Origin of the sequence: Paraburkholderia sp. 35.1, assembly GCF_050436525.1 — a bacterium.
Taxonomy (GTDB): domain Bacteria; phylum Pseudomonadota; class Gammaproteobacteria; order Burkholderiales; family Burkholderiaceae; genus Paraburkholderia; species Paraburkholderia tuberum.
This window is the reverse complement of record NZ_JBNDMJ010000003.1, coordinates 2,764,064-2,786,604: the sequence shown is the minus strand read 5'-3', so window position 1 is coordinate 2,786,604 and position 22,541 is coordinate 2,764,064. Positions and strand designations below refer to the sequence as shown.

Sequence of the window (22,541 nt, the reverse complement as noted above, 5' to 3'; positions counted from 1 at the left end):
GCCATCAGGTAGCGGTTTCCGGGGCTTGCGCGCTTCAGCGCATGGCCGAAAACGCCGAACTCACGTCACGTTCATCGCCAACGCACTCTCGCGATAGTGCTGGCTCGCCTTGTCGGTATCGCCCAGCTGCTCGTGCAGACGCGCGAGCGCGCGATGCGAGCGGATCTTCAGCGTCTCGTTGTCGGCAAGCTTCAGCGCGCGTTCGAGGAACGACTGCGCCTTGCCCCACAACTGCTGATGCAGGCACAGGCGCCCCAGCGCGAACATCAGGTCCGCGTCTTCCGGCCGATCCTTCTGCCACGCCTCGGCCTTCTGGATCAGCGGCAACGCGTCGCCGCCGGCCGTGTCCGGATAGCGGCGCAACAGGCGCGCATCCCAGTTCTGCGCGAGCGCCTCCTCGACGATCTTGCGCGCCTCCTGAGGACGGTTCAGCGCGACCAGCAGTTCGGCGGCGGTGTCGGCGAGGCGCGGCGAATGACGCTCGGTCGCCGACAGCGAGTTCCACAGTTCGAGCAGCGCGTCCGCATTGTGGCGACGATCGCGCAGCAGATTTTCCGCCGCCAGTTGACGCAGCCGCACCGCGACCGCCGGATGGATCGCCTCGCGCTTCTCCAGCGTCTTCACGAGCTTCAGCACTTCGCCCCAGTTCTTCAGTTGCTGCTGTGCACGCAGCATGATTTGCTGCGCGTGAATGCGCCGCGCGCCCTGCGATTGCATCTCGGTCAGCGCATTGAGCGCGCCGTCGGCGTCGCGGCCGTCGGCGCGCATGTCGGCGGTGGCCATCAGGCGCGCGTCCTGCCAGTCGGCCTCGTCGATCTGCGCGAGCCATTCGTCGCGCCGCGCGTACTCATGCATGCGATGCGCTGCGGTCGCCGCGATCAAACCGGCCGCGCCCTTGTTGTCGCCATTCGTGAGCGCGTCCTTGGCGGCCTTTTCCGCGCGCGAGAAACGCCCCGCGTACAGGTTGCCGATCGCATCGCGCAACGCCGCGTGCGCCTTCGCGACACGCGCGCGTGCGCGGTACGCGGCGACGCGCTGCGGCATGCGCCAGATATTGCGGATGATGCGCAACAGCGCATAGAGCAGGATGAACAGCACCACCAGCCCGACGACGAACAGGTTCAGCGACATGTCGACGCGGTACGGCGGATAGATCAGCAGCACTTGCCCAGCGTCGAAGCGCCCGCCCACCGCGAGCACGACCGCGACGGCGAACAGCGCCGCGAGCCACAGGAGTCCCCGGATCGCCATGATTAACCCCGGTTCCGGTATTGATTGACGGCCTGCAGGCTCGTATCGAGGTTCGGCAGCTCGACCGCGGCCGAATCGGCGTCCACCTGCTTGACCAGATCGATGACCGTCTGCGTGTCTTTCGACGACGCGTCGAAGTAGCGCGTCAACGCGGACTGCGCCGCCTGCAGGTCGGACTTCAGCGTGGTCTGGTTGCGCGACAGCAGCGCGAGACGCGCCGACAGCAGACGCAGCTTCAGGTTCTCGCGCACGAAGTAGCCTTGATCCGGCGTGACCAGCATCGCGTCGGCGTTGTCGATACGGCGCACCTGCACGAGGCTCGTCAGCTGTTGGCCGATGCCGTGCGTGACCTCGTCGATCCACACTTCCCAGCGCGGCTTGCCGGTGGCAGCGGCGACCTTCGCAGTGTCGGCCCACGTGGCCGCATGCGGCGCGGCACGCGGAATCGGTGCTTCACCCGACAGCGGCAGGCCGTTCACGCGATCGATCGCGTTGTCGAGCTTGATCGCGAGGCCGGTCAGATCGGTGGACGGCGCGGCCTTCAGCTTGTCGATGTCCTGCGCGATCGCCTTGCGCACCGCGACCGCCTGCGGACTGTCCGACGCCGCGAGGCGCGTATCGGCGCTTTGCAACGCGAACAGCGCGAGCTGCGTATTGCCGGTCAGCTGCAACTGCTGGCTCGCCGCCGACAGCATCTGCCCGACTTCGGCGAGCGTCCAGTCGTCGCGATTGCGCGCGAGATCCGCGTATTGCTGTTGCAGCGCCTGCTGCGCGGCCTGCGCATCGGCGAGCTTGCCTTCGAGCTGCGCGACCTGCGAGTCCGATTGATGCACGGTGGCGAGCGCCTGGTCGATCTTGATGCGCAGCTCGTTGGTCTGCGTGTCGTTGGCCTGCTGACGCTGCGCGAGTTCCTGCTCGGTGCGCACCAGCTTGCGGTTCATCGCGAAGCCGCCCACGCCCGCCGCGCACGCGATGACCACGATGACCAACCACAGCAGCGGTCCGCTCGTGCTGCGGCGCTTTTGCGCTTCGTACGGCGTGAAGGGTGGGTTCGGCGGCAAGGCGGCGCTTGCGGGCGGCTGAGGTGAGGCGTTCGTGGATGCGTTCGTTTCAGTCATGCGTGGTTGAGCCGGGTTGGACGATACCGGTTGGACGACGGGAGGCACGGCGGCCGCGGCAACGAGGGCTCGGACTATGCGCTCGTCGCCCGCGCCGGACACCGTAATCCTATCAAAACCCAATGCCCGCGCGGTCTGCGCGATGCGCGGATGCGGCGTGACGAGGGGCGCGTGTTTGAGCTGCTCGATCTCGCCGGCGGTCAGATGCTCCTGCGCGAGTTCGTGCAGATTGCGGACGCCTTCGGAGCTGGTCAGAAGCCATGCGTGCGGCGTGCCCGCGAGCAGTTCGTGCACGCGCGCCCATGCGCCGATCGACGGCTCGGGCACGATGCGCCGGTAAGCGGCCACCGCGTCGACTTCGGCGCCGGCTTCACGCAGGCGCTCGCTCAGCCATTCGCGGCCGCCGTCGCCGCGCACGATCAGCACGCGCTTGCCTTCGAGGCCCGCGGCACCGAGTTGCGCCTCGAGCGCGGCAAACAGGCTCTCGGAGTCGAAGCTCGTCGATTCGTCGTCGGCGCCCGCCGCGGGGCTGATCACGCGATGCTCGGGCGCGCTGACGCCGTGGCGCGCGAGCGCTTGCACGCTGCCCGGGCCGACCACGCCGATCGGCAGCGCATGCGGCCAGATATCGTCATGGCGCGCGAACGCGTGATCGACTGCGTTCGGCGACACGAACACGACGAGCGCGTAGCGTTCGAGCGACGCGAGCGCGGCGCACAACGGCGCGTCGTCGATGACGGGCGCGATGTCGATCAGCGGGAAGTCGAGCGACGCGAGTCCGGCTGCTTCGAGCCGTTCGACGAGTTCGCGCGACTGGCCGGCCGGCCGCGTGATCACGACCGTGAAAGGCGCCTTCTCGGGCGAGACGGCGGCCATCACTCGCTGGCCGCCGCGCTGGGCGCGGCCGCGCGACCGCTCGCCGTACTGAGCGTGCGGACGATGTCGAGGGCGCCCTGCTGCACGAGCGAGTGCGCCACTTCCTCGCCGAGCGCGAGCGCGCGCTCGACGGTGGGCGCCGGCGCCGACGCCTGCGCGCTCAGCACGCGCTGGCCGTCCGGCGTCGCGACGATGCCGCGCAGATGCAGCGCGCCATCGCCCCAGGTTGCGTAGGCCGCGAGCGGCACCTCGCAGCTGCCGCCGAGCACGCGCGATACCATGCGCTCCGCTTCGACGGCCGCCGCCGTGTGCGGATGATGCAGCGGCGCGAGCCATGCGGCGAGGTCCGCGCGATCGGCGCGAATCTCGATGCCGAGCGCGCCCTGGCCCGCCGCGGGCAGACTGTCCTCGGGATCGAGCAGCGCGCGGATGCGATCGGCGAGACCCAGCCGCTTCAGCCCGGCCGCGGCCAGAATGATCGCCGCGTAATCGCCGCGATCGAGCTTGGCGAGTCGGGTATCGAGATTGCCGCGCAACGGCCGCACGTCGAGATGCGCATAGCGCATGCGCAGCATCGCCTCACGCCGCAGACTCGAGGTGCCGACCACGGCACCGGCCGGCAGCGCGGCGAGCGAGTCGTACTGATTGGACACGAACGCGTCGCGTGGGTCCTCGCGCTCCATGATGGTGGACAGAGTGAAGCCGGCCGGCAACTCCATCGGCACGTCTTTCAGCGAATGCACCGCGAGGTCGGCGCGGCCATCGGCGAGCGCGGCTTCGAGCTCCTTCACGAAGAGCCCCTTGCCACCCACCTTCGACAGCGTGCGATCGAGAATCTGATCACCGCGTGTCGTCATTCCGAGGATTTTTACGTCACAAGATGGATATAATTTGTGCAGCGCACATCGCACATGCTCGGCTTGCCACATGGCAAGGCGGCTCTCTCGCGACGCAATCACAAGCGTGTGGGGTGGCGTGGAAAACGTCTCGGTGTTCATTAACTTGCTGCTGGATGTCGGGATGGAATAACAATCAATGTTAGCACGCGCCCTCGTTCGCGCCCTTTGGTTCCAAGGCACGGCGAAGCGCCGTGCGCAAGCGGCATCGACGGAGGAGACGGGCTTCGCGCCATGCGCGAAGGTCCCCATTCCGCGTTGTCACGTACGGTCGTTCGCGCACTGCGCGGCGGCATGCGGGATGATGCAATGCGGCGAACATGCTGAGGCAATGCCTGCCGCGTGTTCGGTCCCAGCGCGGGCTGGCAGCCCGTGGCTCCTTTCTCCCTCGTCGGCGTCGCGATTCGGCAGCGCTCGTGTCGTTCCGCGTACGCGGTGCGGCACGCGCGGGCCCCGCTTCCAGTGGGTCGAGCAATCGCCGTGTACAGTCGCCGTTTCAAGTCTCCGTTGCAGTTGCACTAGCAGTCCGTCTTGTAGTCCGTTGCGTAGTCCCTATTGCACGCAGTTCACGTTGCACTTGCTGGTTGCAGTTCCGCAGTCGCAGTTCATCAATCAACAGACCCTGGCTTCCCCGAGGAAACTCATCGTGACGTCTTCCGGATCGGCGCGCCCCGCCCGCCGCAACACTGCCTCGCCCACCGCTCGCCCGGCCGACGCCGCGGCGCCTGACGCCCTGTCCGACGTTGCCGCGCACGCCATATCGTCGAGCGTCGGTCAACATGGCGACACGCGCGCCGACCAGCGCGCCAGGCGCCGCGCCCTCGCCGCTCGCGCCACCAAAGCCCCGAAGGCCGCGCAGACCTCGGTGCCCGTCAAGCAGGACAAGGCGCAAAAGGCGTCGAAAGCCGGCAAGGCCAGCAAGGCTGAACAGGCCGCGACGTCGGCCACCGCGCGCAAGCCGGCCAAGACCAAGGTCGATGGCGACGCAACACCCCCGCGCGCCGCGAAACCGTCGAAACCGAAGGACCTGCCGCCGGCTCAGTCCGCCGCCGCGACCACCGCGAAGAGCGGCGGCCGCACGCGCGAGGACAAGGACCACCCGCTGTTCCAGGACATCCGCTATCTCGGGCGTCTGCTCGGCGACGTGCTGCGCGAGCAGGAAGGCGAGGCGGTGTTCGACATCGTCGAGACGATCCGGCAGACGGCAGTGCGTTTTCGTCGCGAAGACGACAGCGCCGCCGCGCAGACGCTCGACAAGAAGCTGCGCACGCTGACGCCCGAGCAAACCGTCAGCGTCGTGCGCGCGTTCAGCTACTTTTCGCATCTCGCGAACATCGCCGAGGACCGTCACCGCAACCGCCGTCACCGGATTCACGCGCTCGCGGGCTCGGCCTCGCAGCCGGGCACGATCGCCCATGCGCTCGAGCGGCTCGCCGCGGCTGGTGCCGCCGCGACACCGGTGCTGCAGCGGTTTTTCGACGACGCGCTGATCATGCCGGTGCTGACCGCGCACCCGACCGAAGTGCAGCGCAAGAGCATTCTCGACGCGCAGCACGACATCGCGCGGCTGCTCGCCGAGCGCGACCAGCCGCTGACGAACCGCGAGCGAGCGCACAACGAAGCGATGCTGCGCGCGCGCGTCACGTCGCTGTGGCAAACGCGCATGCTGCGCGACTCGCGTCTGACGGTCGCCGACGAAATCGAAAACGCGTTGTCGTACTACCGCAGCACCTTCCTCGAAGAACTGCCGGCGCTGTACGCCGACATCGAGGAGGCGCTGAAGGAGCATGGTCTCGAAGCGCGCCTGCCGCCGTTCTTCCAGATGGGCAGCTGGATCGGCGGCGATCGCGACGGCAATCCGAACGTCACCGCCGAAACGCTCGAAAATGCGATCACGCGTCAGGCCGCGGTGATCTTCGAGCACTACCTGGAGCAGGTGCACAAGCTCGGCGAGGAGCTATCGATGTCGAATGTGCTCGTCGGCGCGAGCGATGCGCTGAATGAGCTCGCGGCCATCTCGCCCGACCATTCGCCGCATCGCACCGACGAGCCGTATCGTCGCGCGCTGATCGGCATCTACACGCGGCTCGCGGCAAGCGCGCGCGTGCGCCTCGGCGAAGGCAGCGTGCCGCTGCGCAGCGCCGGCCGCGGCGTCGCGCCGGTCCGCGCGATCCCCTACGACGACGCCGCCGACTTCGTGCGCGACCTCCACGTGCTGATGGATTCGCTCGCCGAGCATCACGGCGCGCCGCTCGCCGCGCCGCGTCTCGCGCCGCTCGCGCGCGCGGCCGAAGTGTTCGGCTTCCATCTCGCGAGCATCGATCTGCGGCAAAGCTCCGACATCCACGAAGCGGTGATCGCCGAGCTGCTCAAGCGCGCCGGTGTCGAGGACGATTACGCGGCGTTGCCGGAAGCCGACAAGCTGACCGTGCTGCTCGCCGAACTCGCGCAGCCGCGCGCGCTGCGCGTGCCCTCCGCCGACTACTCCGAGCTCGTGAAAAGCGAACTCGCGGTGCTCGAGGAAGCGCGCATGACGCGCGAGAAGTTCGGCGCGCGCGCGGTGCGCAACTACATCATTTCGCACACGGAGACCGTTACCGACCTGGTCGAGGTGATGCTGCTGCAGAAGGAAACCGGCCTGTTGCGCGGACGCCTCGGCCACGAGCACGACCCCGCGCGCGCCGGCCTGATGGTGATCCCGCTGTTCGAGACGATCCCCGACCTGCGCAACGCGCCGCACATCATGCGCGATCTGATCGCGCTGCCGGGCATTCGCGCGCTGATCGAACATCAGGGCAACGAGCAGGAAGTGATGCTCGGCTACTCGGACAGCAACAAGGACGGCGGCTTCCTGACGTCGAACTGGGAGCTGTATCGCGCGGAGCTTGCGCTCGTGTCGCTGTTCAACGACCGCGGCGTGACGCTGCGTCTGTTCCATGGGCGCGGCGGCACCGTCGGGCGCGGCGGCGGCCCGACCTACCAGGCGATCCTGTCGCAGCCGCCGGGCACCGTCGACGGTCAGATCCGTTTGACCGAGCAGGGCGAAGTGATCGCGAGCAAGTTCGCGAATCCGGAAATCGGCCGGCGCAATCTGGAAACCGTCGTGGCCGCGACGCTCGAAGCGTCGCTGCTGCCGCACGACCACACGTTGGCCGAGCTGCCGGTGTACGAGGAAACGATGCAGCAGCTGTCCGATACGGCGATGGCCGCGTATCGCGCGCTCGTCTACGAAACGCCGGGCTTCAAGGAGTATTTCTTCGAGTCCACACCGATCGCGGAGATCGCCGAGCTGAACATAGGCAGCCGCCCCGCGTCGCGCAAGCTGCAGGATCCGAAGCAACGCAAGATCGAGGATCTGCGCGCGATTCCGTGGGGCTTCTCGTGGGGTCAATGCCGGCTGCTGCTGACCGGCTGGTACGGCTTCGGCAGCGCGGTCGCCGAGCACCTCGACAGCGCGCCGTCCGACGCCGAACGCGCGCGCCGTCTCGCGCTGCTGCAGAAGATGCACAAGAGCTGGCCGTTCTTTTCGAACCTGATGTCGAACATGGACATGGTCATCGCGAAGACCGACCTCGCGGTCGCGTCGCGTTATGCCGCGCTCGTGACCGACAAGAAGCTGCGCAAGCATGTGTTCGAGCGCATCGTCGCCGAGTGGGAACGCACGTCGAAGGTGTTGTCGGAGATCACCGGCAAGAGCGACCGGCTCGCCGAGAATCCGCTGCTCGCGCGCTCGATCAAGAATCGCTTTCCGTACCTCGATCCGCTCAATCACCTGCAGGTCGAACTGCTCAAACGCTATCGCGCGGGCGACACGAATGCGCGCGTGCGGCGCGGCATTCATTTGAGCATCAACGGGATCGCGGCGGGGTTGCGCAATACCGGTTGAGGTTGCCGCATTGGCGGACAAAAGCCGGGTGTGGCCAGCGCAGGTCACACCCGGCTTTTCTCATTGCGCGAATCCAGCCGCTACAATAGAGCCCGCCATGTACCAGTACAAGTTCGGCAATTATTCTGGTATCTCTATTACCCCCTCCACGCGCAGCCGATAGCATGACGACGCCGTCTTCCGCCGATCACCCGCCGCCGCTCGACGCCACCCCGGCCCGCGCGCTCGGCGACTTCATCCGCGCTCATCGCGAGCGGCTGTCGCCGCAGGCGGTCGGGCTGCCGCCGGGGCCGCGTCGCCGCACGCCCGGTCTGCGGCGCGAGGAAGTCGCGCAACTGTGCGGCGTGAGCCCGACCTGGTACACGTGGATCGAGCAGGGCCGGCCAGTGTCCGCTTCCGCCGATGCGCTCGCGCGCATCGCGGTCGCGTTGCAGCTGTCGCGCGCCGAGCGCGCGTATCTGTTCGAACTGGCCGCGCAACGCGATCCGGCCGAGCCCGACCCGGCCGCCGCCGATGCGCCCGCCACGCTGCTGCAAACCGTGCAGCTCATCGACACGCCCGCCTACGTGCTCGACCGGCAGTGGAATGCGCTTGCGTGGAACGAGCGTGCGGCCGATCTGTTCGTCGGCTGGCTCGACGGCGCGCACGACCGCAACCTGCTGCGCTACACGTTCACCGAGCCGGCCGCGCGCGCGTTGATCGTCGATTGGGAAACGCGCGCGCGGCGGCTCGCCGCCGAATTCCGCGCCGACTCGATCCGCCATCTGAACGATGCGCCCACACGTGGGCTGATCGATTCGCTCTCGGCCGCGAGCGACGAGTTCGCACGCTACTGGGCCTCCCAGGACGTCGGCGGCCGCGAAGGTGGCAGGCGCGAGTTCAACCATCCGCGCGACGGGCGCATCGTTTGTGACCAGATCACGTTCAAGCCCGCGCATCGCGAGGATCTGAAGCTCGTGGTGCTGGTGCGCGAATAGGCCCGCGATGGGCGCGGCAGCGCTTTGGCCGCCCTCACCCGGTGTTAAAATCTTCGTCTTTCTTCGCTGCGGCGGCGCTTCTGCACGATTCGCGCACTCGCGTTGCCAGCCTCTTCACCGCTCGTTTTTACCGCCCAACACCATGACGTCCCAACTGCACAAAAAAGGCGAAGCCTGGTCGGCTCGCTTCTCGGAGCCGATGTCGGAACTCGTCAAACGCTACACGTCGTCGGTTTTCTTCGACAAGCGTCTGGCGTTCGTCGACATCGAAGGGTCGCTCGCGCACGCGTCGATGCTCGCCGCGCAGAAGATCATTTCCGCCGACGACCTCGCCGCGATCCAGCGCGGCATGGCGCAGATCAAAGGTGAAATCGAGCGCGGCGAGTTCGAATGGCAGCTCGATCTCGAAGACGTGCACCTGAACATCGAAGCGCGCCTGACCGCGCTGATCGGCGACGCCGGCAAGCGCCTCCACACCGGCCGCTCACGCAACGACCAGGTTGCGACCGACATCCGCCTGTGGCTGCGCGGCGAGATCGACCGCATCGGCGAGCTGCTCACCGAACTGCGCGTGGCGCTGCTCGAGATCGCGGAGAAGAACGCCGCGACCATCATGCCGGGCTTCACGCACCTGCAGGTCGCGCAGCCCGTCACGTTCGGCCACCATCTGCTCGCGTACGTCGAAATGTTCTCGCGCGACGCCGAGCGCATGATCGACTGCCGCAAGCGCGTGAACCGTCTGCCGCTCGGCGCGGCCGCGCTCGCCGGCACCAGCTATCCGATCGACCGTCACGCCGTGGCGAAGACGCTCGGCTTCGACGGCATCTGCGCGAACTCGCTCGACGCAGTCTCCGACCGCGACTTCGCGATCGAATTCACGGCCGCCTCCGCGCTCGTCATGACGCACGTGTCGCGCTTCTCCGAAGAACTGGTGCTGTGGATGAGCCCGCGCGTCGGCTTCATCGATCTGGCCGACCGTTTCTGCACCGGCTCGTCGATCATGCCGCAGAAGAAGAACCCGGACGTGCCCGAACTCGCGCGCGGCAAGACCGGCCGCGTGAACGGCCATCTGATGGCGCTGCTCACGCTGATGAAGGGCCAACCGCTCGCGTACAACAAGGACAACCAGGAAGACAAGGAGCCGCTGTTCGACACCGTCGATACGGTCGCCGACACGCTGCGCATCTTCGCCGAAATGGTCGCCGGCATCACGGTCAAGCCGCAGGCGATGCGCGACGCCGCGCTGCAAGGCTTCTCGACCGCGACGGACCTCGCCGACTATCTCGTCAAGCGCGGCCTGCCGTTCCGCGACGCGCACGAAGCAGTCGCGCTCGCGGTGCGCGTGTGCGCCGATCGCGGCTGCGATCTCGCGGACCTGACGCTCGACGAAATGCGCGGCGAACTGCCGAACGTCGCGCATCTGATCGGCGACGACGTGTTCTCGTATCTGACGCTCGAGGGCTCGGTGGCGAGCCGCAATCATCCGGGCGGCACCGCGCCCGAGCAGGTGCTGGCCGCGGTGAAAGCGGCGCGTGCGACGTTGAAGTAATCGACGCCTGGGCAGCGCCGTGAGCCTCAGCTTGCGGCGTGGCTGGTTGAACCGGGATCGAAAAGGCGGGCCCGTTTGGCGGGTTCGCCTTTTTTATTGCCGCGTGTGAATGGCGAATCGAAGGAAAAAGAAAGCCCGCCAGAAGCGGGCTGAAAAGACTTCCACCGATGCCTCAGCAAGAGGCCATCAGAGTGTAGGCGGGTTTCGCTCGCCGACCAATGCGCGCACATTTCCGGCCATTACAGCGGAAAGCAAAGCACCTCAGCGGGGCACGCACGATGACATCCGGCGGGCGAACGCCAATTGAATCCCGACGGTTTTTGACTACCATTCAATCAGGTTCTCCTCGCGGTTCGTCGACGATGCTCTCTCGCACTTCTCCCCCTCCTGTTTCTCACCGTGTGGCTCTGCGCTCCTTCACGGCCGCTCGCATGCATCGGCTATCGCTCGCCGCGCTCGGTGTTGTCGCCGTGGCCGGTTGCACGATCACACCGCTGACGCCGCACGAAACCGTCAGCACACCGGTGGCCGCGATCAACAGCGCGACGCTCGATCAATATCGCGACGCGGTCGCACGACGGATCGTCGAGCGCAATCCGTCGTATGTGCTCCAGGGCAGGCCTCAGCCGATGCTGCGCTCGCTGGTGGTGGTGTCGTTCACGGTCGATCGTTATGGACACATCGTCGAGTCGTCGGTGTATCGCACGAACGGCGACGACGAAGCCGAAAGCACCGCGCTCGCGACGCTGCGCCGCTCGGCGCCGCTGCCGCAACCGCCCGGCAAGCTGCTGAATGGCCGCGGCCAGCTCGAGCTGTTCGAAGACTGGCTGTTCAACGACAACGGCAAATTCCAGCTGCGCGAGCTCGCCTCGCCGCAAGCGGAAACGTACGACTGAGCGCGGTTGGCGCGTGCGCTGACACGCACCGCCCAGCGCAGCCGCGCATGGGTCGGCCACGCGCGAGCTACTCGAGTCATCGCGCATAACTCATAAAGCAACCTCGTTGCCGCGCAAGCTTGCGCCGCCATTGCTGCGCGACGAGCGCGCTCGCTATAATTTTCCGATTCCCCGCGCCGGAGCCTTCCGGCATGGCTCACGCCGTCCGCACACCCGCCGGCGCGGCGCATGAGCCGACTGCAGTGCCGCACCGCCACCCCGCGTGCGGCGCCCAAACCTATACCTCAACGAGGATGCCGCCCTTGCGCGCCGCCTGTCTGCGACGCACGGCTCAGCGCGCCGCGGCCTCATACAATTGGAGACCCTGCATGTCCACTTCGCCGATTTCCGCCGCTCATCCCGCAAGCGGGCAAAACAGTAGGGCGCGGATCATCTTCGCGAGCTTCATCGGCACCGCGATCGAGTTCTATGATTTCTATGTCTACGCGACCGCCGCGGCGCTCGTGATCGGACCGGTATTCTTCCCGCATGGTTCGGCCACCGCGCAGGCGCTGTCGGCGTTCGTCACGTTTGGCATCGCGTTCGTCGCGCGACCGATCGGCTCGTTCCTGTTCGGCCACTTCGGCGACCGCATCGGCCGCAAATCGACTCTGGTTGCGTCGCTGCTCGTGATGGGCCTGTCGACCACGCTGATCGGCTTCGTGCCGGGCTACGACGCGATCGGCAGCCTCGCGCCGATCCTGCTGTGCGTGCTGCGTTTCGGCCAGGGTATCGGCCTCGGCGGCGAATGGGGCGGCGCCGCGCTGCTCGCCACCGAAAACGCGCCGGCCGGCAAACGCGGCTGGTTCGGCATGTTCCCGCAACTCGGGCCCTCGATCGGCTTTCTCGCGTCCAACGGCCTGTTCTTCGCGCTCGCAATGTCGCTCTCCGACGAGCAGTTCCGCAGCTGGGGCTGGCGCGTGCCGTTCATCGTCAGCTCGGTGCTCGTCGCGCTCGGGCTGTACGTGCGGCTGAAGATTGCCGAAACGCCCGCGTTCCAGGTAGCGATCGAGCGCAAGGAGCGCGTGCGCGTGCCGATCGCGACGCTGTTCTCGCAGCACTGGCGGCCGACCGTGCTCGGCGCGCTCGCGATGGTGGTCTGCTACACGCTGTTCTACAACGCGACGACGTTCTCGCTGTCGTACGGCGTCGGGTCGCTGCATATTCCGCGGCAGACGTTCCTCGGCCTGCTGTGCATCGCGGTCGTGTTCATGGCAATCGCGACGCCGCTGTCGGCCCGTGCGAGCGATCGCTTCGGGCGTAAGCCGGTGCTGATCGTCGGCATCATCGCGGCGATCCTGTCGGGCTTCACGATGGCGCCGCTGCTCGGCAGCGGCGAGCCGTTGCTCGTGCTGCTGTTTCTCGTGATCCAGCTGTTCCTGATGGGCGTGACCTTCGCGCCGATGGGCGCGCTGCTGCCGGAACTGTTTCCGACCAACGTGCGCTATACGGGCGCCGGCGTCGCGTACAACCTCGGCGGGATTCTCGGCGCGTCGGTCGCACCATATATCGCGCAGGTGCTCGCCGCGCACGGCGGCTTGGCGTGGGTCGGCGCGTACGTGTCGGTCGCCGCGACCGTGAGCCTTGTCGGCGTGCTGTGCATGCGCGAGACGCGTGATGAGAGTTTGATGAAATGATGCAACGCGCATCGACGGAACAACGCTTTCGTCGATGCGCGTTTGCCGAGGTTCGATCGATGCTGCACCCGCGCAGTTTTTACGCGTCTGCGGCAGCAGGCAGAGAGCATTATTTCCTCGCTGTTTCCGCGGCCCGGCCCGGGTAAAACCCCCGCCTTGCGCGTCCTTTTGACTTGCCTATACTCCCTGACATAACCCTATAAAAAACGGGGAGATCCGCATGAACGTCCATCTTCACAATGCCGATATCGTGACGATCATCGCGCTGGCCTTGCTCGGCTCGCTGCTGCTCGCGCTGCGCTTCCGTCCGACGACATGGAAATCCATCGTCGTCGAGGCGCTGGCCGCGAACGCCGCGGCCATTGCCGCGGTGGTCGCGTTCGAAATGCTGGTCGCCTGAGGCTGGTGCTCCGGGCCTGAGCACGGCGCGCGGCTTAGCGGTAGTAGTAGCCGTGATGGTAGTAGCCACCGCCGTAGTAATAGCCCGGCGCCGGCGCGATAACGCAGCCGCCGAGTGCCGATGCGAGCAGCGTGCCGGCCACGAGAGTCAGGATCAAGCGTTTCATGTTGTTCTCCATCGAGTCAGATTGATTCGAGCGCAAACCCCGAATGACCCGATTGGACACGACGCGCGCCGCAGCGAACGTTGCCATTTGTAAGGGAACATCACCGAGCTGTTACAGGACCGGCGCGCTGGATCGGCGCGTTCGATCGACCGCCCCGCTGCCGCCAGATCGCGCCACCATGGCGGAAAACACCGCCTATACTCCGTTGAGCGCACTGTCGCGATAGAAACCTTGCTGGCCGCGCCGGCGTCGCCGCAATCGAGCGGTTCAACGCGCGCCGTGCGAGCCTCGACGCACCGCGGCGTATCAGCTTGCCGCCCCCGCGTCCGCGCATCGGACGCTTCGGCGTCCAACGAAAAGCGACAGTTTTAACAGACGTGTAATCGATTCCTCTCCGCCCGCTGTTCCCCGACACGGGCGTTCTTTGAGGCGCGACGATGCAGTCCCCGCCAGCAAGGGTGGACTACGCATCGCGCCTCTTTTCTTTTGCGCAAACGATTGCGCGAGCGCACGAACGAACTCAGGCGGCGGCAGATCCTTGCTGCATCGCGAGCACCGGCTCTGCCGCGTACACGTAGTCGATCGCTTCGAGCGCCGCGCTGATCGGCGGCACCGAGTCGCCGTCGCCGATCGAGGTCGAGCGATACGGCGCCTCGACGCCGCAATGCGATGGCGACGTCGCGACGAAGATCATCACGGTGCGCTTCTGCAGCGCATGCGCGAGGTGCACGAAACCCGTATCGGTACCGACCACGAGCGCGCACGCGCCGATCATCTGCGCAACTTCGGTCACACTCAATGGCGGCAGCACGGTCGCGCCTGGCACCTGCGCGGCGATCTGCCCGGCTTCGGCAAGCTCACCGTCCGAACCCCACGGCAGCACCACACGAAAACCGCGCTCGCTCAACTCGCGTCCAAGCGCCGCCCAGTGCGTGAGCGGCCATTTCTTGTCTGCTTTCGAGGTGGCGTGAAAGAGCGCCGCGACAGGCGCGTCTTGCGTCGCGAACGGCTGCGGGACGGTTTCGGGTAGCTGCAGGTCGTAGATGGGCGGTCCTTCCACTTCGTAGCCGAGCGCCTCGCTGGCGCTGATGCGCATGCCGTGCCACGCGCTGCCTTGCGGACGTGGGCCGAAACGCCCGGTGTAGGCGAACGCCGCGCCACGCTCGCCCAGATCCAGGGATTGATAGCCGATGCGCCGCGATGAGCGCGCGAGGAAGGCGATGATCGCGCTCTTGTAGACGCCGTGGATGTCGATGATGTAGTCGTAGCGATACGCGCGCAGCTCGGCGATGGATGCCCAGATCGCCTTCAGATCACTCCAGCGACGCGCCTTCTTGAAGCGGCGCAGCGGCGCGCACAGCACGCGATCGACGCCCTGGCTCCAATGCACGACTTGCGCGAATGCTTCGTCCGCCGCCCAATCCACCTGAACGCCAGGAAATGCGCGTTTGATGTCGGCGACGACTGGCAACGCCTGCACGATATCGCCTAGTGAAGTGACCTTGACAATAAGTATTCGCTTCATTGAGGGTCTGTTCGTTATTCGAAATTGAAACTATTCTAGCTGACGTTTTACCGATCCCGCCAAATGGCCGTTGCGCACGGTCCGATTCTCAATACGGCACGTTACAGCAAAAAAAATATCCGCCTGATGATTCACTTCACTTCACTTCATTATTTCAAACATCTTTCACGTGTTGTGGTCGATCCCGCACGCTTTATACTTGGCCCTTTGCACGAATCTAATTCATGTCCCGGCCCTTCCCTTCCCGTTCGCCCGCTGTCATGCGTCACGCAAAACGCCTGTGGCGGCAATACGGCATCTTCTGGCTCGGTGCCATCGCCGTCGGCCTGGTCGCGGTGCTGTACGCGCGTCTGATCGACTGGGGGTATGACGCGTTTCTCGATGTCCGGCAGCGGTATGTGTGGGCGCCGCTCGTGATCACGCCCGCGGTCGCCGCACTCGCGGTCTGGCTCACGCGCAAGTTCTTTCGCGGCTCCGAGGGCAGCGGCATCCCGCAGGTGATCGCGACGCTGCACATGAAACAGCGCGGATACGGCACGCGGCTGCTGTCGCTGCGAATTCTGCTCGGCAAAATCGGCGTGTCGTTTCTCGCGATTCTCGGCGGCTTTACGATCGGCCGTGAAGGACCGACCGTGCAGGTCGGCGCCGCGCTGATGTTCAATCTGCGCCGGTTCTATCCGCGCTCGAATGCGCAGATCGAACGGCAGCTCGCGTTGGCGGGCGCGGCAGCGGGTTTGTCGGCGGCGTTCAATACACCGCTCGCGGGCGTCGTATTCGCAATCGAGGAATTGACGCGCAGCTTCGAGGCGCGCACAAGTGGCGTGCTGATCACGGCGATCATCATCGCGGGTGTCGTCGCACTGGGCCTGAACGGCAACTACACGTATTTCGGCACGATCCAGATCGGCGCGCATTTCCCTGATCTGCTCGCCGTCGCGGTGGTGCTCACCGCGATCGTCACGGGAATCGCAGGCGGTATCTTCGGCTGGCTGCTGCTCAATACCGCGCGCTGGATTCCGGAGCCGCTGCGTCAGTTGCACGGCGAGCGGCCGGTTGTGTTCGCCGCGCTGTGCGGCTTCGCGATCGCGGTGGTCGGCGTGATCTCGGGCGGCACGACGTTCGGCAGCGGCTATACGGAAGCGCGCGGCCTGCTCGAGGGACACGAGCAGTTGTCGGTGTTCTATCCGTTCCTGAAGATGATCGCGATGGTCGGCTCATACCTGCCGGGCATTCCGGGCGGCATCTTCGCGCCGTCGCTGTCGATCGGCGCGGGCTTCGGCAATCTGCTGCACATGGTGTTCGATTCGATGCAATTGCCGATGCTGATCGCGCTCGCGATGGTCGGCTATCTGGCCGCGGTCACGCAGTCGCCGATCACTTCGTTCGTGATCGTGATGGAGATGATCGACGGCCACGCGCTCGTGATTTCGCTGATGGCCACCGCGTTGATCGCGAGCCGAGTGTCCCGCCTGTTCGCGCCGCCGCTCTATGAGTCGCTCGCCGAGCGCTACGTGGCGCCGCTGCCGCAGCCCATGCCTGCGCCAGTGCCGGAAGTGCCCGAGGTCGAGGTGCCGGAAGCGGAAAGCGAGGACGGCGAGCCGAGCGCCGACGATGCCGCAGACGACATCACGACGGATACCGCCGACTCGCCGCGTCAGTAGATGCGTGAGGGCGACGCGAGGCTGACGTTGCGCGGGGTAACGGCACCGCTGGAGTGCAACGGTTCATTTCGACCGGGAAATGGCGAGCGCCGTGGAGATGCGAAGAGACGGCTTCAGACAGAAGCCAGAGGACGAGCCGAACGCCGCAACGCATCACGTCGCTCCGACGCGACGCCATGCGACGTCCTGCACATGATGCGAGACGGACCGCGGTCCATCCGAAGCTCAGGCCTGGGGTATTTCGATCTTGACTTCAAGCACTTCGAGATCGTCCTGACGCTCGAGACTCACGCGTATGTCGTCGTCGGAAATCTTCACGTACTTCGAGATCACGGCCACCAGTTCGCGTTGCAACGCAGGCAGATAATCGGCGGGCGCATGGCCGCCGGCGCGCTCGTGCGCGATGATCAACTGCAGGCGTTCCTTCGCTACCGACGCGGACTTCTTTTTCTCGCCCAGCAAAAACGAAAGAATCGACATGACGTGCGCTCCCCTTACTTGGTGCCGAAGAGGCGCTGCAGCAGCCCGGGCTTCTGGTAATCGACAAAGCGAAGCGATTTCTGCTCGCCGAGGAAACGCGACACGACGTCCTTATAGGCTTCGGCCACATCGGTGCCGTCCATATGCACGGCCGGCAGACCCTGGTTCGACGCGTGCAGCACCGCTTCCGATTCCGGAATCACGCCGATCAGATCGATGCGCAGAATTTCCTGGATGTCGGTCAACGACAGCATTTCGCCTTCGCTGACACGCTTCGGGTTGTAGCGGGTGATCAGCAGGTGCTCCTTGATCGGTTCCTTGCCTTCGATCGCGCGCTTGGTCTTCGACGACAGGATGCCGAGAATGCGATCGGAGTCGCGCACCGACGACACTTCCGGGTTCGTCACGATCAGCGCTTCGTCGGCGAAGTGCATCGCAAGCAGCGCGCCCGACTCGATACCGGCCGGCGAATCGCAGACGATGTATTCGAAGTCCATCGCGATCAGATCGTTGATGACCTTCTCGACACCTTCCATCGTCAGCGCGTCTTTATCGCGCGTTTGCGAGGCCGGGAGGATGAACAGGTTCTCGCATTTCTTGTCTTTGATCAGCGCCTGATTCAGATTCGCTTCGCCCTGGATCACGTTGATCAGGTCGTACACGACGCGGCGCTCGCAGCCCATGATGAGGTCGAGGTTGCGCAGGCCGACGTCGAAGTCGATCACGGCGGTCTTGCTGCCGCGCAACGCGAGGGCCGACGCAAAGCTCGCGCTCGTGGTCGTCTTGCCCACGCCACCCTTGCCCGAAGTCACCACAATGATTTTTGCCATTACCCTTACCTTGTGTTCGTCAAATGCGTCAATTGGTGCGCGGCCCGCCTCGCCGTGAAACGCCGCGTGCCGCAATCGCTCGGGGCAGGGCGCGTTTCGCGGCGCTTTACGTGAGCCGCAGCGGTTCGATCATCAGCTTTTCTTCTTCGAGCCAGATCTGCACCGGCTTGCCGAGCACGTCGGCCGGCAGCGGGTTCTCGGTCGTTCGATAGATGCCCGCGATCGAGATCAGTTCCGGTTCGAGACACGTGCAGAAGATGCGCGCGTCGTGATTGCCCTGCACGCCGGCCAACGCCCGGCCGCGCAGCGGCGCGTAAATGTGGATGTTGCCTTCCGCGATCACCTCGGCGCCGTAGCTGACCAGACCGAGCACGACCAGATCGCCTTTTGCGTAAATACGCTGACCCGAGCGCAACGGCTTGTCGACCACCATCGTTTGCGGCGACGTGGCAAGACGCACCGGCTCGGCGGCGGGCGTGGGTTCGACGGCGGCGGCAGCGGCCGTGCCCGTGGCCGCGCTGGCGGTTGCGGATGCAGAGCTGGCGGACGCGCTCGTGCCCGCGCTTGCCTCGGTGCCTGCTGTCGCGTCTGCCGCGCTCGCCGTGCTGTCCTCATCGGCCTGCTTCGCCGGCGCGCCGCGGCGATCGCGCGCTTCGAGCAACGGCAATCCCGACTCCGTCGCCCACTGTTGCTCCGCATTCGCGACCACGCCGACCGGACGCATGCGCACGCTGTCGAGCAGTTGCGCGATGTCGGCGAGCGGCACGCGTTCGTTGCCGGCGAGACGCCGCACGTCGATCGCGACGACGTCGTTAGCGAAGAATTCGGGGGTCGCCTCGAAGCGTCGCGTCAGCTCGGCACGCATCGCATCGAGGTCGGTCGTTTTGACCACGAACATCAGCGTGTCGACAGAGCCGCTGCGCAGTTCGAAAAAGGGCGATTTCTTGGGCGACATAGCGTTCGGCGAAAAATTTTGCGTATTTTACAGGCGTACAAGCGCGCGGCCACTATTTTTCCCGGGAGAATCGGTACTCGCGCGCGCGAGCGCAACGCGTGTCGTCGATGCGATCGACGCGCGACGGTGCGAAAGAAACGCTGGCGGGAAAAAGACCGTGATGAAGGGACGGCGAAGACGAGCGGCGCGCGCGACGCGCCGCTTGGGCGATCACTGCTGTAACACCTGCGAAGTGGTCGGCACGTGCCGCACCAGCAGACTTTCGACCTGCTCGGGTGCGCGCTCGACGCGCCGGTGCTCGCCGGTCGGGCCAAAGCCCAGCGCTTCGTAAAAGCGCATCGCGTTGCGGTTCGCGTCGGCGACCCACGCGTAGATTTCCGTGGCGCCCGCATTCGCGAGCCAGCTGCTCGCGGTATCGACGAGCAGCTCGCCGCCGCGCAGATGGCGCACGGCCGGCGCCACCCACAACTCGCAGACGAACGCGCGCCGCGCCGCGGTGTCGTCGAAATGCGCCTCGATCAGCCCGGCCGGATGACCCTCGGTATAGAGCAGGAATGCACCGACGGACTGCGAAACCGCGTGATTCGCCGCGGTCGCGTCGAAACTGGCGGCATCGGCCGACAACGCGTCCTCGAGCGTCGCGCCGAAGGCATACGGCGCCTCCCGCAGCGAGGCCGTGCGGAGTTCGCGAAAAACGGCGCCCTGATCAGCAGTGATGCGGCGAACGGTCAATGACGGACTCATGCAGACGAAACCCCTGGAAACCCTAACGCGTAGCTTTAACCGAACCGGCCGGCGAGTCAAATTTATTATTGACCAGAATATGCGGTCCCGCTCACGGCGCGTCGTAGTCGCCCGTGCCGTCCGGCCACGGCGTCAGCAGTTCATAGCCGTCGTCGGTCACGGCGACCATGTGCTCCCATTGCGCCGACAGCGAGCGGTCCTTCGTGATCACGGTCCAGCCGTCGCGCTGTACCGACGTGCCGGCGCGGCCCGCGTTGATCATTGGCTCGATCGTGAAGACCATGCCCGGCTTCAGGCGCACCCCCTGCCCCGGCTGCCCATAGTGCAGCACCTGCGGGTCCTCGTGATAGACCTTGCCGATGCCGTGCCCGCAGTAGTCGCGCACGATCGAGAAGCCCTCGCGCTGCGCGACCTTCTGGATCGCGTGGCCGACGTCGCCGAGCGTCGCGCCCGGCTTCACCTCGCGGATGCCGGCGACCATCGCCTCGTAGGTCGTGTCGATCAGCGCACGCGCGACCGTGCTCGACTGGCCGACGCAATACATGCGGCTCGTGTCGCCGAAATAGCCGTCCTTGATGATCGCGACGTCGATGTTGAGGATGTCGCCGTCCTTCAGGATCTCGTTGCGATTCGGAATGCCGTGACACACGACATGATTGACCGACGTGCAGACGGTCTTCGGAAAGCCCAGATAGCCGACATTGGCCGGAATCGCTTTTTGCGTGTGGACGATGTAGTCGTTGCACAGCGCGTCGAGGTCGTCGGTGGAGACGCCTGCCTTGACGTGCTCGCCGATCATTGCCAGCACATCGGCCGCGAGGCGGCCCGCAATGCGCAGCTTCGCGATATCGTCGGGAGTCTTGTACGTAATGGCCATGAATTCAGTCGATGTGAGTCGCGGGTCAAGCGCGAGATGACCCGCCGCGCCCGAAAGCCCGGCGGCCCGCAACCGCCGCTCGATTGGGCGATTTCGGGCAATTGTACAGAGGATCGTCAGTGGACCCCTCGAAAACCGGCCGAAGCGGTGCGCGAGAAGCGGCGGTGGCGCTGTCGCGGCTTGCTGCGGCGCGCGCCCGAATCAGGATGACAGTTTTTGCGCGGCCCGTTGCGGGCCTGGGCGCTCGCATCGACTTAAGAGCAAAGGAACTCGAAGGATCATCGAGCCGGCAACGCCAATCGTTCAGCTTTCCATACTAAATCAGCGCACCGAGAAGCAGGCTGCCTCGCTCGGCGAGACGGTCTCGGCGATGGAGCAGCTCACCGCGATCGTGCAGCTCAACGCGAGCATTGCCGAATAGGCGAGCGAACTCGCGCGCGTCGCGCGTGACGAGCATCGTCGGTGAAATCGCGCAGGTGTCGCGTGAACAGAGCGATGGGATTCAGCAGCTGGGCATCGCGATCACGCAAATGGTCGAGGTCACGCAACAGAACGCGGCACTCGTCGAGAAAAGCGCGGCGGCGGCCGCGTCACCCGCGGATCAGGCGCGGGCGCTGAGGGAGGTGATGGAGGGGTTCGGGGTGGATGAGGCGCCCGCACCCCCGCCTCGATACTCCGAAGGGAAGATTGGGCGCCGCCGTCAGGCCCGGCGACTCGTCGCTCTTGACACCGGGCAGCATCGACTGCGGACGGGCGGAACTGCTTGCGTCGACCCGCGGCCTAGTTGTCGGGATGGGCCGCCGTGAAGCTTTGGAAAGCACTGTAAGACGGATTCAGCGGTGAACCGTTGAGCATGATGCCGTAAGTCTGGTCGCCGCTGTCGAGCACGTAATACATGACGGACTGGATGTTGTGCGTCTTGCGGTTCTGATAGAACTCGCCGAGCTTCGTCGAGATGTAGTTCGAACGATAACGCACGTCTGTGTTGTCCGATTGAACCGAGGCGCGCGAAGGTGGTCCTCGCGGTGGTTCAGATTGACAGGGCTGGGTGCGCGTTGGTTCGCAAACGTTTGCGGTGCAAACGTTTTACTGATTAATTGCCGAAGCTTTCATTTTCAGGAAAATTCTTCCTGTAAAAGCTTCTGACGGCGTAAATCGTACCCTGAACGAATGACCGAGCCCAATCAAAAATCGTATTTATTTGTAAAAAAGGGCAGATCTTGCGGAGATCTGTGGGGTCGGCGAAGATTCGCACTTTCAGAAGTCGATCGGGGGGCGGGTCGCCCGCAAATTTTCTGACTTCGACCCCTTATAGCGTATAACAGCCACGCCCGAATATGTCCGGTATATGAATTAGGGGACAGTGCAGTACGGATGACTTAAGATATTTGTATGGAAATGAGATGAAAAAGACCACGAGCAACGAATGGCTTATGTAAAAAATTGAAACAAAGGATTTCGCCAAAATAGAAATGATGCTTGAATAATTTCGAATTGCCTTGGCAAAGCCATTCGAGAACTCAAAGCAAAAACCCCTTGATCTCGGTGAAATCAAGGGGTTTCAGAATTTGGCGGAAAGGGTGGGATTCGAACCCACGGTACGGGGAAACCGTACGCCTGATTTCGAGTCAGGTACATTCGACCACTCTGCCACCTTTCCGGGTATTCCAACTCGCTACTGCATCGTCGGATCCAAGCGGGCCGTTGCTTGGGAGAAAAAGATTATAGAACAGCTCGAATTAGTTTTCCAAGCCCCCTCGTCCAAAAAATTTCTAAAA

Annotated in this window: 17 protein-coding genes, 1 tRNA gene and 1 pseudogene; 7 read left to right on the top strand and 12 right to left on the bottom strand. The window is 65.1% G+C overall.

What is annotated here, in order from left to right; all coding sequences use genetic code 11:
* Window positions 1–60: 60 nt before the first annotated feature.
* The 3 genes from OKW27_RS32990 to hemC are packed head-to-tail and all read right to left on the bottom strand — an operon-like array spanning window position 61 to window position 4,243.
* The gene (locus tag OKW27_RS32990) at window positions 61–1,251 is read right to left on the bottom strand and encodes a heme biosynthesis protein HemY (protein WP_090803508.1); all 1,191 of its coding nucleotides are present in this window, start codon (window positions 1,249–1,251) and stop codon (window positions 61–63) included.
* 2 nt (window positions 1,252–1,253) lie between these two features.
* Entirely contained in the window at window positions 1,254–3,245 is a 1,992-nt protein-coding gene (gene hemDX / locus OKW27_RS32985; protein ID WP_429335923.1) for a fused uroporphyrinogen-III synthase HemD/membrane protein HemX, read from the bottom strand.
* A complete protein-coding gene (hemC, locus tag OKW27_RS32980) occupies window positions 3,245–4,243 on the bottom strand; it encodes a hydroxymethylbilane synthase (RefSeq protein ID WP_429335922.1) in 999 nt (332 codons plus the stop codon). Before hemC ends, hemDX begins: the two co-directional genes overlap by 1 nt.
* Before the next feature lie 544 nt (window positions 4,244–4,787).
* On the opposite strand from hemC, the gene ppc reads away from it, so the two are divergent.
* From ppc to OKW27_RS32950, 6 genes are all read left to right on the top strand, one after another.
* Window positions 4,788–8,027, top strand: a complete 3,240-nt coding sequence (gene ppc, locus OKW27_RS32975) for a phosphoenolpyruvate carboxylase (protein WP_429335921.1) — start codon at window positions 4,788–4,790, stop codon at window positions 8,025–8,027.
* Window positions 8,028–8,191: 164 nt separating this feature from the next.
* Window positions 8,192–9,004: a helix-turn-helix transcriptional regulator gene (locus tag OKW27_RS32970; RefSeq protein WP_090803503.1), complete on the top strand. Its 813-nt coding sequence runs from the start codon at window positions 8,192–8,194 to the stop codon at window positions 9,002–9,004.
* A gap of 142 nt (window positions 9,005–9,146) precedes the next feature.
* Complete coding sequence (gene argH, locus OKW27_RS32965) at window positions 9,147–10,553, top strand: argininosuccinate lyase (RefSeq protein WP_184021209.1); 1,407 nt, start codon at window positions 9,147–9,149, stop codon at window positions 10,551–10,553.
* Between the two features lie 362 nt (window positions 10,554–10,915).
* Window positions 10,916–11,449: an energy transducer TonB gene (locus OKW27_RS32960; protein WP_090803500.1), complete on the top strand. Its 534-nt coding sequence runs from the start codon at window positions 10,916–10,918 to the stop codon at window positions 11,447–11,449.
* A 368-nt stretch (window positions 11,450–11,817) separates the two neighbouring features.
* The gene (locus tag OKW27_RS32955; protein WP_429335920.1) at window positions 11,818–13,125 is read left to right on the top strand and encodes an MFS transporter; all 1,308 of its coding nucleotides are present in this window, start codon (window positions 11,818–11,820) and stop codon (window positions 13,123–13,125) included.
* A gap of 220 nt (window positions 13,126–13,345) precedes the next feature.
* The gene (locus OKW27_RS32950) at window positions 13,346–13,525 is read left to right on the top strand and encodes a hypothetical protein (protein WP_018419748.1); all 180 of its coding nucleotides are present in this window, start codon (window positions 13,346–13,348) and stop codon (window positions 13,523–13,525) included.
* A 34-nt stretch (window positions 13,526–13,559) separates the two neighbouring features.
* On the opposite strand, the gene OKW27_RS32945 is transcribed toward OKW27_RS32950, so the two are convergent.
* Both OKW27_RS32945 and waaC read right to left on the bottom strand, forming a co-directional pair.
* Window positions 13,560–13,691 (bottom strand): hypothetical protein, encoded by a 132-nt coding sequence (locus tag OKW27_RS32945; RefSeq protein WP_269217455.1) that lies wholly within the window; start codon window positions 13,689–13,691, stop codon window positions 13,560–13,562.
* Between the two features lie 520 nt (window positions 13,692–14,211).
* Complete coding sequence (waaC, locus tag OKW27_RS32940) at window positions 14,212–15,216, bottom strand: lipopolysaccharide heptosyltransferase I (protein WP_090803495.1); 1,005 nt, start codon at window positions 15,214–15,216, stop codon at window positions 14,212–14,214.
* 224 nt (window positions 15,217–15,440) lie between these two features.
* Between waaC and OKW27_RS32935 the strand changes: the two genes are divergently transcribed.
* The gene (locus OKW27_RS32935; RefSeq protein WP_429335919.1) at window positions 15,441–16,877 is read left to right on the top strand and encodes a chloride channel protein; all 1,437 of its coding nucleotides are present in this window, start codon (window positions 15,441–15,443) and stop codon (window positions 16,875–16,877) included.
* A gap of 225 nt (window positions 16,878–17,102) precedes the next feature.
* Here the strand turns inward: OKW27_RS32935 and minE are convergent, their stop codons facing one another.
* The 7 genes and pseudogenes from minE to OKW27_RS32900 all read right to left on the bottom strand — a co-directional run bounded on the left by minE (window position 17,103) and on the right by OKW27_RS32900 (window position 22,423).
* Window positions 17,103–17,357 carry a cell division topological specificity factor MinE gene (gene minE / locus OKW27_RS32930; RefSeq protein WP_008922443.1) on the bottom strand — a complete coding sequence of 85 codons (255 nt, stop codon included), beginning with the start codon at window positions 17,355–17,357 and terminating at the stop codon, window positions 17,103–17,105.
* A 14-nt stretch (window positions 17,358–17,371) separates the two neighbouring features.
* Window positions 17,372–18,187, bottom strand: coding sequence for a septum site-determining protein MinD (minD, locus tag OKW27_RS32925; protein WP_018419744.1), 816 nt, complete (start codon window positions 18,185–18,187; stop codon window positions 17,372–17,374).
* A gap of 106 nt (window positions 18,188–18,293) precedes the next feature.
* Window positions 18,294–19,142 (bottom strand): septum site-determining protein MinC, encoded by an 849-nt coding sequence (minC, locus tag OKW27_RS32920; RefSeq protein ID WP_090803491.1) that lies wholly within the window; start codon window positions 19,140–19,142, stop codon window positions 18,294–18,296.
* Between the two features lie 210 nt (window positions 19,143–19,352).
* Window positions 19,353–19,886 carry a GNAT family N-acetyltransferase gene (locus OKW27_RS32915; protein ID WP_090803490.1) on the bottom strand — a complete coding sequence of 178 codons (534 nt, stop codon included), beginning with the start codon at window positions 19,884–19,886 and terminating at the stop codon, window positions 19,353–19,355.
* Window positions 19,887–19,977: 91 nt separating this feature from the next.
* Window positions 19,978–20,763 (bottom strand): type I methionyl aminopeptidase, encoded by a 786-nt coding sequence (gene map / locus OKW27_RS32910; RefSeq protein WP_187616018.1) that lies wholly within the window; start codon window positions 20,761–20,763, stop codon window positions 19,978–19,980.
* Window positions 20,764–21,543: 780 nt separating this feature from the next.
* Window positions 21,544–21,735 (bottom strand): annotated as a pseudogene (locus OKW27_RS32905) (hypothetical protein); the annotation flags it as partial.
* A gap of 597 nt (window positions 21,736–22,332) precedes the next feature.
* Window positions 22,333–22,423 (bottom strand) — tRNA-Ser (locus OKW27_RS32900).
* Between the last annotated feature and the right edge of the window lie 118 nt (window positions 22,424–22,541).

What these genes read in the sequence shown, in the direction of transcription:
- OKW27_RS32990 (WP_090803508.1), bottom strand. Translation starts at nt 1,251, where the DNA reads ATGGCGATCCGGGGACTCCTGTGGCTCGCGGCGCTGTTCGCCGTCGCG.
- hemDX (WP_429335923.1), bottom strand. Translation starts at nt 3,245, where the DNA reads ATGGCCGCCGTCTCGCCCGAGAAGGCGCCTTTCACGGTCGTGATCACG.
- hemC (WP_429335922.1), bottom strand. Translation starts at nt 4,243, where the DNA reads ATGAACACCGAGACGTTTTCCACGCCACCCCACACGCTTGTGATTGCG.
- OKW27_RS32970 (WP_090803503.1), top strand. Translation starts at nt 8,192, where the DNA reads ATGACGACGCCGTCTTCCGCCGATCACCCGCCGCCGCTCGACGCCACC.
- argH (WP_184021209.1), top strand. Translation starts at nt 9,147, where the DNA reads ATGACGTCCCAACTGCACAAAAAAGGCGAAGCCTGGTCGGCTCGCTTC.
- OKW27_RS32960 (WP_090803500.1), top strand. Translation starts at nt 10,916, where the DNA reads ATGCTCTCTCGCACTTCTCCCCCTCCTGTTTCTCACCGTGTGGCTCTG.
- OKW27_RS32955 (WP_429335920.1), top strand. Translation starts at nt 11,818, where the DNA reads ATGTCCACTTCGCCGATTTCCGCCGCTCATCCCGCAAGCGGGCAAAAC.
- OKW27_RS32950 (WP_018419748.1), top strand. Translation starts at nt 13,346, where the DNA reads ATGAACGTCCATCTTCACAATGCCGATATCGTGACGATCATCGCGCTG.
- OKW27_RS32945 (WP_269217455.1), bottom strand. Translation starts at nt 13,691, where the DNA reads ATGAAACGCTTGATCCTGACTCTCGTGGCCGGCACGCTGCTCGCATCG.
- waaC (WP_090803495.1), bottom strand. Translation starts at nt 15,216, where the DNA reads ATGAAGCGAATACTTATTGTCAAGGTCACTTCACTAGGCGATATCGTG.
- OKW27_RS32935 (WP_429335919.1), top strand. Translation starts at nt 15,441, where the DNA reads ATGTCCCGGCCCTTCCCTTCCCGTTCGCCCGCTGTCATGCGTCACGCA.
- minE (WP_008922443.1), bottom strand. Translation starts at nt 17,357, where the DNA reads ATGTCGATTCTTTCGTTTTTGCTGGGCGAGAAAAAGAAGTCCGCGTCG.
- minD (WP_018419744.1), bottom strand. Translation starts at nt 18,187, where the DNA reads ATGGCAAAAATCATTGTGGTGACTTCGGGCAAGGGTGGCGTGGGCAAG.
- minC (WP_090803491.1), bottom strand. Translation starts at nt 19,142, where the DNA reads ATGTCGCCCAAGAAATCGCCCTTTTTCGAACTGCGCAGCGGCTCTGTC.
- OKW27_RS32915 (WP_090803490.1), bottom strand. Translation starts at nt 19,886, where the DNA reads ATGAGTCCGTCATTGACCGTTCGCCGCATCACTGCTGATCAGGGCGCC.
- map (WP_187616018.1), bottom strand. Translation starts at nt 20,763, where the DNA reads ATGGCCATTACGTACAAGACTCCCGACGATATCGCGAAGCTGCGCATT.